We start from the raw sequence: 542 nt of genomic DNA, 5'->3' as shown, positions 1-542 counted from the left end.
CTTCGGAGATCTGCGGGATCACGTTCTCCAGGGCCCACGGGATGCTCAGGGGCGAGGCGGCGGAGACTGAAAGGGTCTCTTGGCCGTCGGTCTGCAGGACCATGTGGCCATCGGCCACCGCCGGAATCTTGTTGAGCAGGTCGTCCGACTCGATGTCCTCGCGCACGGATTCATCGGCCGCCCAGGTGATCAGGACATCCGACTCCAGTTCGTCGGCGCGTTCGGGGGACCAGCCGATGAAGAACTCGGTCGGATCGTCGCCCTCGGCTTCCACGACGACCGGAGCCTGCTCCATGCCCAGCGCGGTCATGAGACGCGGCCGGTTGTCGACGGAGGTGTAGATGCTGATCTGCTCCTCGGCGGACGGGTCCACGGTGCCGTAGATGAAGGTCTTGCCCGCCAGATCGGGGTTCTCCTCCGCGGCCTTGGAGATCTTCTCCTCGACGGAGGACACCAGGTCCTCTGCCTCCTGGTCACGCCCGAGCGCCTCGCCGATCAAGCGAGTGGTTTCCTCCCACGGGGTGCCGAACGGTGCGGTGTCT

At 65.7% G+C, this 542-nt stretch carries 1 protein-coding gene; it reads right to left on the bottom strand.

What is annotated here, in order from left to right:
* Nucleotides 1-542 (bottom strand): ABC transporter substrate-binding protein (locus tag GTW58_RS13850; protein ID WP_168023639.1); only part of this gene is annotated, 542 nt, incomplete at both ends.

Source organism: Kocuria subflava, assembly GCF_012163155.1.
Classification (GTDB): Bacteria; Actinomycetota; Actinomycetes; order Actinomycetales; family Micrococcaceae; genus Kocuria; species Kocuria subflava.
Note: the sequence above shows the minus strand (reverse complement) of the source record. Positions and strands in the feature narration are given on the sequence as shown.